The following is a 7526-nucleotide window of genomic DNA, read 5'->3' as shown; positions in this document are numbered from 1 at the left end:
ATATGGAATTATGAAAGGATAAAAATATGATTAGCAGGAATAAGAAACATGTATTACGCTCAGCTCTTGCACTTGCCATCTGTGCTGTAACCATTGCTTCCACTACCACTCGAGTTTATTCGGCACCATCGACGACGACTCTGAAAAACAAGACGTCTGATCTGCAGAATGAGTTAGATGATCTGAACAGTCAGCTGGCTGCTTTAAGCCAGGAACTGGATTCCGCATCCGAACAGGTTGAAGAATTATCTGCAGAAATCGAAAAGTCCAAGCTTGATCTCGCGTCCGCTCAGTTAAATGAGGACCTTCAATATGAATCAATGAAAGATCGTATTCAATTTATGTATGAAGGCGGCAACGTCTCACTGATACAGATATTATTCTCATCGGAAAATATGAGCGATTTTCTGAACAAAGCAGAATACGTAACTACGATCAGCGAATATGACCGTTCTATGCTGGATGAATTGCAAGAAGCACGAAAAAGTGTAGAAAAGAAACAAAAAGATCTGACAGAAAAGCAGGGTAAACTTACCGAGCTTGAAGCAGAACTGACAGAAAAGCAGAGCGAACTGAATTCAAAAATCACTTCTACATCTTCAGAACTTGCCGATTATCAGGCTCAGCTGGAGCGCGCGAAAGCTGCAGAAGAAGCACTGAAAAATGCACAGAATAACTCCTCTCCGGGGCCTGTTACTCCGTCAAACGGAAACAATACGAACGACGGCTCTCAGAATCAGCCTTCTGTTCCCGCTTCCACCACGGATGTAGCTCTGCTCGCCGCCATTCTTCAATGTGAAGCCGGCGGTTATGATGGAATGCTGGCAGTTGCAACCGTAATCATGAATCGACTTGCCAGTCCACTGTACCCAAACACACTGCAGGGAGTAATCTATCAGTCCGGTCAGTTTGCCCCTACATGGAATGGTGCACTGAACAGAGTGCTTGCCAGTGGTGCATCTGCTACTGCATACACGGTAGCCCAGGATGCCCTTAACGGCGCCAGACATTCGGCAGTTATCAACTGCTACCAGTTCCGCTCCGCATCTACCGGGGTATCCGGGATCAATATTGCGGGAAATGTATTTTTCTAGAAATCCAAATTATACAGTAAAAACAGGACTGACGGAATTAATTCCGTCAGTCCTTCTTTTTTACTGGTAATCCATGACATCAATCCATTTCATGAGGAAGTCTTTTTCCAGTTCATTCTCCTTCTCCAGCTGAGATGCCGCCACGATCGGAAGCCACTGCTGCACATATTGTTTTGCCGTATCACTCTTCTTACAGAACAGCTTCAGATACAGGTCTGCCGTTTCCTGATCTTTCAATGCAAAAAGCAGATACGTCATCGCTGCATCCGCACTTGCATTTCCCTGTGTTGCATGTGCCCAATCCACTACCGTCATCTTACCATTCTTTCCTACGATCACATTACTTGGATTAAAATCACCATGGCACAGCTTATCGTGTTTCGGCATACTTTCCAACCGTGTCAGAAGTTCATATCTCTGTGTAGCGTCCAGATCCTTCAGCTGATTGATCTGCTTTGCAAGCTTATCTTTCAGTTTTGTCAGCATCGGAGCCTTCTTTTCATGCACTTTCAACTGCAGATCCACGAAATCTGACATATATTTTTCCAGATTATCATGGTCTACCTTCATCATTTCTTCCAGTGTCTTTCCGTCCTTATATTCAATCACCAGCGCCCACTTTTCGTCAATCTGTGTCACTTCTTTTAACTTCGGTATCTCAAGCCCTGTTTCTTCCACACGCACTGTATTCAGCGCTTCATTAAAAACTGCTGATTTTGGATGCGTCTTTTCAAATACTTTCATGATACCTTCTTCTGTTTTGTAAACTTCTTTATATGGACGTTTTACAATTACCTTGGCATTTTCCAGTTTCATAGATATCCCTCCTGACTGTGTTTGGTCGTTCATTTTTCGTTATCTACATTATACACCCTCTATAAATATTTGAAAAGATATAATTGATATTTTTTTAACTTATTTTCTACCTTTATTTTTATCGTTATTTAATTAACAATCCTGTTGTAATATAATAGAGAACCAGTGCCCCCGCTTTAGCATCGGTTCTCTATCTCAAAATTGAACGTTATTTCATAAGCATATACAATGCCTGCGCATAGATCTTTGCGGTTTCGATCAAACGATCCACCGCTATATACTCATCCGCTTCATGTGCAAGCTCTGGTTCTCCCGGAAATACCGGTCCAAAAGAAACAAAGTTTTCTACATCCCGGCAATAGGTTCCTCCACCAATCACAATCGGTTCTTCCTGCATTCCCGTCATCTCATTGAACACATTTAAAAGGATCTGTACGAGTTCTGCCTCTTTGGGAATATAGAGCGGTGGTCTTTTCTGCCAGTACTCCGCTTTTAATTCATACTTCCTGCAATTTAATTCAATCGTCTTCCAGATCATGTCGAGATCTACATGAACCGGACAACGTACATCTACCTTAAGCTCACACTGCCCATCCTCCAGTTTTAAAATTCCAAGATTCATACTTAATTTTCCGGACAGTTGATCTTCGCAGGCAATTCCCATGTTTCTGCCTTCCCATCCATCTGCAAATAACGCATACAGTGCATCAAAGAATTGTGCTTCTTCTTCCGCCAAAGATACATCTCTTAGAAACTCAACCATAGGCAAGATTGCATTTTTCCCAAGCCATGGCTGCATAGCGTGGGCGCTCACGCCACGGAAGTTAAGGTTCAGACACTCACCTTCCATCGTACAGTTTTCCATCTCACCGGTTTCAAGAAATCGCTTCCGCACCACATCCAGTTCCTCTTTCGGACCACTCAGATGTACATTGGCACAATTGGGTACCGCATTTACTACAGTTCCACAATTCAGACTTTTCACATGCAGTCGTCCTGTATCAGCCTCTTTCCACTCTGTCTGAATCCGGAACCGGAGTATTCCCTTTTCCGCATGGATAACGGAGAATGATCCATCTGGAGAAAATCCCATATCTGGGCTTTTCTCTTTGGTCAGATAATACTTAATGCATCTGTGTCCGGTTTCTTCATCACATCCGATGATGTGATTCACATGATTGGAAACCGGAAGTCCACTTTCTTTTACAGCTTTCATCGCATAGAGCGCCGCTACCATCGGACCTTTGTCATCCAGGCTCCCTCTTCCATACAGTTTTCCATCTTCAATCATCGGTTCATATGGGTGGCGGCTCCACCCATTCCCGGGTGGAACCACATCAATATGAGAGAGAATTCCGATTTCTTTTCCTTCGGTCCCATATCTGACAGAACCTGCATAGCCATCATATTCCCTGGTTTCAAATCCCATATCAGCAGATAACTGAAGCACGGTTTTTAATGCAGTCTGAATATTTTCTCCAAACGGCGCTCCCTCTCTTCCTGTATCTGCATCAATCACACTGGGGATTCGAATCAGTTCCTGTACGGATTGCAACATCTCTTCTTTATAGCTGTCTATCAATGAATCTAATACTGTTTCCATCTTTTACTCCCATTACTCTGTTGGTTTCTTCACCAGTTTGAATGTATTGGTAAAGAATGAGAAGAGTGCTGAACCGGCGATCAATCCGGCAGACAGTACATTCAAGTTCTTTGTTCCCTCTTCACCGAACTTCTTCTCAATAATTAAGCGAACAGCCAGGAAGATGAGTCCTGCAACACCTGCTTTCGGATTCATAATCAGAAGGCCTGCTGCAAACATAATACCAATCTGTCGTTTCAGTCCGCTGACCAGCTGAATTACACCGCCAAGGCAGGCAAAGATCAGGATATAACGCAATACTACAGCATCTACACCCGCTTCAATCGTAGACTTATATACTGCTGCCACCGGCGGAATTCTTCCCGCCATGAAGTAAGATTTATAGAAGATAAATACTGCAACGATTGCTACTGCTGCACCCATAAGCTCTGCGAAGTACTGCTGTCTTCTTCCTTCCACTTCAAACTTCTGATTCTTTCCTTTTCCTCTTAAGATCCATCCGGTCTTCAGGTCATACCCCATGTCAGCAAATGCAGGACCTGTACATGCCGCATAACCAGCCAGGAATGCAAGTGCTTCTGGTGGGAATCCGATAAACATGCCGAGAACAAGAAAGATAATTACAGTTGCCATTGCCGGGAAATAACCGGAATGCATAGCTGAGATACCTACAAGGATCTCAGAAACCAGTGCTGCGATCATTGCATATACTACCCAGATCACCAGCTTCACCGGACTCATCTCTGCTACCAGTCCACCGATCACTGCCATAACAATTGCACCAATGATGTAGAGAATCATGCCTTTTGTCAGAGCTTTTGACATATCTTCTGCAGTTTTGGAATATACATATACTTCTTTTTCTTCTGTTGTTTCTTTTTCTTCTGTTGTTTCTTTTACTTCCTCTTTCTTCTTCGCTTCACTCTTTTCTTTGTACTTTTTGCGAATAAGAATTGCAGACTGGATCAGAGCAATCATACCGGCTCCTACCATAACTCCCTGTGGTACGTAATAAGTGCCAAGTGTATATCCAAACCAGCTTTCCCAGTAACCGTTACAGATCAAACCGATACAGAATGCGGTCAATGCTACAATATTACCCAGACCACACACACCGATAATATCCATCGGAAGTCCAACCCATGTTCCGGCAATACCTGCCACAATACCGGTTACCAGAAGCACTGCCTTTTTACCGAGTTCTGCTGCTGCAAGAATCGTCTCTGCAGTCGCGATACCGATCGGCCATGCTTCATTAGCACCCATAAGTGGTGTATCAAACATCCAGTACATCATGGTGATATCAATCAGAAATGCAATGACACCTCCGACCAGAATACCAGTACACATCTCTGGACGATCAAATACCCAGATCACAGATACACATACCATCAGCACATTTCCTGCTCCGAATGTCGCACAGGAAATTGCAGTTTCAACGATATTCTGTGTATGGATATTTTTAAATTTTTTGGTGAATCCCAGTGGGATCATACCGATGATGACCGCAATCAGCGCACCGATGATCGATGAGTTTGTACTGAGTCCAAATCTTACGATCAGCTCCATACCTATGATCGCACCAAGCACAGATGTCAGTAAGATAACGACGATAATTGCAGGGTTAAATGCTTTTGGATGTTCTTGGGAACAATAATACTCTATCAGTTCTTCATCACTATTAAATTTCTTTTTCTCTTCTGCCATACTCTCTTCTCCTTTAGAAATCCGGATCAATATCCGGCTACGCCAAGTTCCTTACATATCTTTCTTACCTCCGGATGCATATATACACCATCTTCTTCAAATACCTCTCCATCCAGAATGATCGTTGGTTTTAATATGGTGCCGTCTGTATGACTCGGTGCATCCCACTTTTCAGCCAGGATAGATGCACCCTGACTTCCAATTCCGAATTCAATGCCTCCAAATACTCTTTCATCTTCAACGATTCTTCCAGTCGGTGACATAACTCCCGGATTAAATCCAAGTGAATAATGTGCTACTCTGTAAGAAGCCGGATGATTATAGCTTGCCAACCACTCACGGAAGATATCCGCATCACGCTCCCCTTCAACTTTTGTAACCACACCGTTTTCAACAGTCAGTTTTACAGGCGATTTCAGAAGGCCGATCTCAGCCGGCGGCCACAGTGCACCGTCAAAAACCAGAGTTCCGTTGATGGTGGATTCCATGCAGTTCCAGCTGATCTGTCCGCACATCATATTGGACTGTCCTTTTTCAATGGCTCTTCTTCCGGAATGGCGAACCTTTCTTCCCTGCATCTCTCCACACAGATTCGTTCCGTTTTTGCTGAGAATCTGAACTTTATTCGCCTTTTCTATGATTGACTTCATGGTTTCACCCATCTTAATGACCAGATCGTAATCTACATTGGTGATACATCTTACGATCATATCAACATCCATACCTGTCAGGCAGGTATAACGGCAGCCACAGGATAAGGCCTTCTGCCAGGAAAGACAATGCTGTACATTTTTATCTGCAAGTTCAATCCATACATCTGCCTCACATGCTGCTGCCTGCAGTGTCTTAGGTGGATCAATACAAGTCTCCTTTGCAGTCGGATATTCCACAAGAACCGGAATCGCATCGATCGCATACGCTGCAGCCGCGATTGCATTGGCAACCCTCATGTCGGAGGAAGTATCTGCAGTAATCATTACCGTCTCACCTGGTTTTGCCAGCATCACATCGCCTACCAGTTTCATTGCTCCTTTGTATAATTCGTATTTCAGATATCCGTCTAATGATTCAAACCCCAAACGAAGTTCCATGATCCCACCTCCTAATATCCTGCTACTTTCATTCTGCGGCAAAGCTCTCTTGCCTTTTCATCCAGGTAGATACCATCCTGTTCAAATACAACATCATCAAAGATCAGGGTTGGCTTCAGAATTGTTCCGTCCGTATGGCTTGGTGCATCCCATTTTTCTCCCATGATTGCGGCGCCCTGGCTTCCAATACCGAATTCAATTCCTCCGAATACTCTTTCGTCTTCTACGATTCTTCCAGTCGGTGCTGTAACTCCCGGATTAAATCCAAGTGAATAGTGTGCCAGGCGATAACATGCTGGATCGTTGTAAGATTCGATCCACGCTTTCATGCGAGCCGCATCCTTACCACCCTCAATATTCGTAACCACACCATTTTCCAATGTTAATTTGATTGGATCCTGAAGAATACAGATGTCTGCGGGCGGCCACAGCGCTCCGTCTAATACCAGTGTTCCATTGATGGTAGATTCCAGCGGACACCAGCTGATCTGTCCACCCAACATGAACGGATAACCTTTGATGGTTCCGCGTTGTCCGGAATGACGTACCTTTCTTCCGCTCTGTCTTGCAACAAGATTGGTTCCATTTGCACTCTTAACTTCAATCTTATCCACTTTCTCGATCGTTGCTTTCAGATATTCACCAAATTCAATCATGGCATCATATTCGACATTTGCCACACAACGTGTAAGCATATCAACATCGATACCTGTCAGGCACATATATCTCACGCCATTTTTAATTGCCGCCTGCCATGACAACGTATGCTGAACGGTCTGATATGCACACTCAAACCATACATCAGCTTCCATAGCTGCCGCCTGAATCGGTTTCGGTGGATCCAGCAGAGATACCGGAGCAGTCGGATATGTAACACATACCGGAATTGCATCCAGTGCGTATGCAGCAGCCGCAAATGCTTCCATAACACGGCGGTCGCTGGAAGTATCACCAGTCACCAGTACATTTTCTCCCGGTTTTACCAGCATTACGTCACGAAGCAGTACCATTGCCCCTTTCCACGTCTCATAAGACAAATACTCATTACGAGGTTCAAATCCCAGCCTCAGTTCCATAGTTCCTTCCTCCTTTTTTCATGCAATCTGATTATTTCACTCTTAAAAAAGAAAATGACGAAGCTACAAAAAGCAACCTCGCCTTCAATATTCAGAATCGCATATACATTTTCTAAATACAACTATTTTATTTTTGAAT

6 protein-coding genes are annotated in these 7526 nt (G+C 43.8%); 1 reads left to right on the top strand and 5 read right to left on the bottom strand.

Translation table 11 applies throughout. From position 1 onward, the window contains the following. The first annotated feature begins 26 nt into the window (after positions 1–26). A complete protein-coding gene (locus tag JQM82_RS13445; RefSeq protein WP_235250893.1) occupies positions 27–1094 on the top strand; it encodes a cell wall hydrolase in 1068 nt (355 codons plus the stop codon). 60 nt (positions 1095–1154) lie between these two features. Here the strand turns inward: JQM82_RS13445 and JQM82_RS13440 are convergent, their stop codons facing one another. From JQM82_RS13440 to JQM82_RS13420, 5 genes are all read right to left on the bottom strand, one after another. After that, the gene (locus tag JQM82_RS13440; RefSeq protein WP_235250892.1) at positions 1155–1910 is read right to left on the bottom strand and encodes a phosphotransferase family protein; all 756 of its coding nucleotides are present in this window, start codon (positions 1908–1910) and stop codon (positions 1155–1157) included. 208 nt (positions 1911–2118) lie between these two features. Next, entirely contained in the window at positions 2119–3513 is a 1395-nt protein-coding gene (pepV, locus tag JQM82_RS13435) for a dipeptidase PepV (protein ID WP_235250891.1), read from the bottom strand. 12 nt (positions 3514–3525) lie between these two features. Continuing rightward, positions 3526–5220: an OPT/YSL family transporter gene (locus tag JQM82_RS13430; protein ID WP_235250890.1), complete on the bottom strand. Its 1695-nt coding sequence runs from the start codon at positions 5218–5220 to the stop codon at positions 3526–3528. A gap of 26 nt (positions 5221–5246) precedes the next feature. Further along, positions 5247–6311 carry a hypothetical protein gene (locus JQM82_RS13425; protein ID WP_235250888.1) on the bottom strand — a complete coding sequence of 355 codons (1065 nt, stop codon included), beginning with the start codon at positions 6309–6311 and terminating at the stop codon, positions 5247–5249. An 11-nt stretch (positions 6312–6322) separates the two neighbouring features. Then, positions 6323–7387 (bottom strand): hypothetical protein, encoded by a 1065-nt coding sequence (locus tag JQM82_RS13420; protein ID WP_235250886.1) that lies wholly within the window; start codon positions 7385–7387, stop codon positions 6323–6325. Positions 7388–7526 lie beyond the last annotated feature (139 nt).

Origin of the sequence: Faecalicatena contorta (assembly GCF_021531995.1) — a bacterium.
Taxonomy (GTDB): domain Bacteria; phylum Bacillota; class Clostridia; order Lachnospirales; family Lachnospiraceae; genus Dorea_A; species Dorea_A contorta_A.
This window is presented reverse-complemented; position numbering and strand designations above follow the sequence as displayed.

What these genes read in the sequence shown, in the direction of transcription:
- JQM82_RS13445 (WP_235250893.1), top strand. Translation starts at nt 27, where the DNA reads ATGATTAGCAGGAATAAGAAACATGTATTACGCTCAGCTCTTGCACTT.
- JQM82_RS13440 (WP_235250892.1), bottom strand. Translation starts at nt 1,910, where the DNA reads ATGAAACTGGAAAATGCCAAGGTAATTGTAAAACGTCCATATAAAGAA.
- pepV (WP_235250891.1), bottom strand. Translation starts at nt 3,513, where the DNA reads ATGGAAACAGTATTAGATTCATTGATAGACAGCTATAAAGAAGAGATG.
- JQM82_RS13430 (WP_235250890.1), bottom strand. Translation starts at nt 5,220, where the DNA reads ATGGCAGAAGAGAAAAAGAAATTTAATAGTGATGAAGAACTGATAGAG.
- JQM82_RS13425 (WP_235250888.1), bottom strand. Translation starts at nt 6,311, where the DNA reads ATGGAACTTCGTTTGGGGTTTGAATCATTAGACGGATATCTGAAATAC.
- JQM82_RS13420 (WP_235250886.1), bottom strand. Translation starts at nt 7,387, where the DNA reads ATGGAACTGAGGCTGGGATTTGAACCTCGTAATGAGTATTTGTCTTAT.